This window comes from Arthrobacter sp. ZGTC131, from assembly GCF_002929275.1.
GTDB lineage: Bacteria > Actinomycetota > Actinomycetes > Actinomycetales > Micrococcaceae > Arthrobacter.
This window is the reverse complement of the sequence record NZ_PJIK01000035.1, coordinates 3,994-5,729: the sequence shown is the minus strand read 5'-3', so window position 1 is coordinate 5,729 and position 1,736 is coordinate 3,994. Positions and strand designations below refer to the sequence as shown.

At 55.5% G+C, this 1,736-nt stretch carries 1 rRNA gene; it reads left to right on the top strand.

The window, feature by feature from the left end:
• Positions 1–194: 194 nt before the first annotated feature.
• Positions 195–1,719: ribosomal RNA gene (locus CXQ90_RS21505) — 16S ribosomal RNA — on the top strand.
• Positions 1,720–1,736 lie beyond the last annotated feature (17 nt).

Genomic DNA, 1,736 nt, shown 5'->3' with positions numbered 1-1,736 from the left:
TGTGTCTGTTGTTTGAGAACTCAATAGTGTGCCAAGTTTGTTGATACCGGTTTATTTTATATGAATTGGTTGAATTTGCCGGATCGTGCCGCCCCTGTGGTGTGGTCTGGTGTTTTTGGCTGGTTTCAAATTTTGTGCAGCCTGGTTCCGCGTTTTCCCGTGGTTTCATTGGTTGTGTCTGTTTTTGTTTTACTTCAACGGAGAGTTTGATCCTGGCTCAGGATGAACGCTGGCGGCGTGCTTAACACATGCAAGTCGAACGATGATCCCAGCTTGCTGGGGGATTAGTGGCGAACGGGTGAGTAACACGTGAGTAACCTGCCCTTAACTCTGGGATAAGCCTGGGAAACTGGGTCTAATACCGGATATGACTCCTCATCGCATGGTGGGGGGTGGAAAGCTTTATTGTGGTTTTGGATGGACTCGCGGCCTATCAGCTTGTTGGTGAGGTAATGGCTCACCAAGGCGACGACGGGTAGCCGGCCTGAGAGGGTGACCGGCCACACTGGGACTGAGACACGGCCCAGACTCCTACGGGAGGCAGCAGTGGGGAATATTGCACAATGGGCGCAAGCCTGATGCAGCGACGCCGCGTGAGGGATGACGGCCTTCGGGTTGTAAACCTCTTTCAGTAGGGAAGAAGCGAAAGTGACGGTACCTGCAGAAGAAGCGCCGGCTAACTACGTGCCAGCAGCCGCGGTAATACGTAGGGCGCAAGCGTTATCCGGAATTATTGGGCGTAAAGAGCTCGTAGGCGGTTTGTCGCGTCTGCCGTGAAAGTCCGGGGCTCAACTCCGGATCTGCGGTGGGTACGGGCAGACTAGAGTGATGTAGGGGAGACTGGAATTCCTGGTGTAGCGGTGAAATGCGCAGATATCAGGAGGAACACCGATGGCGAAGGCAGGTCTCTGGGCATTAACTGACGCTGAGGAGCGAAAGCATGGGGAGCGAACAGGATTAGATACCCTGGTAGTCCATGCCGTAAACGTTGGGCACTAGGTGTGGGGGACATTCCACGTTTTCCGCGCCGTAGCTAACGCATTAAGTGCCCCGCCTGGGGAGTACGGCCGCAAGGCTAAAACTCAAAGGAATTGACGGGGGCCCGCACAAGCGGCGGAGCATGCGGATTAATTCGATGCAACGCGAAGAACCTTACCAAGGCTTGACATGGACCGGACCGCCGCAGAAATGTGGTTTCCCCTTTGGGGCCGGTTCACAGGTGGTGCATGGTTGTCGTCAGCTCGTGTCGTGAGATGTTGGGTTAAGTCCCGCAACGAGCGCAACCCTCGTTCCATGTTGCCAGCGCGTAATGGCGGGGACTCATGGGAGACTGCCGGGGTCAACTCGGAGGAAGGTGGGGACGACGTCAAATCATCATGCCCCTTATGTCTTGGGCTTCACGCATGCTACAATGGCCGGTACAAAGGGTTGCGATACTGTGAGGTGGAGCTAATCCCAAAAAGCCGGTCTCAGTTCGGATTGGGGTCTGCAACTCGACCCCATGAAGTCGGAGTCGCTAGTAATCGCAGATCAGCAACGCTGCGGTGAATACGTTCCCGGGCCTTGTACACACCGCCCGTCAAGTCACGAAAGTTGGTAACACCCGAAGCCGGTGGCCTAACCCCTTGTGGGAGGGAGCCGTCGAAGGTGGGACTGGCGATTGGGACTAAGTCGTAACAAGGTAGCCGTACCGGAAGGTGCGGCTGGATCACCTCCTTTCTAAGGAGCACCTACAA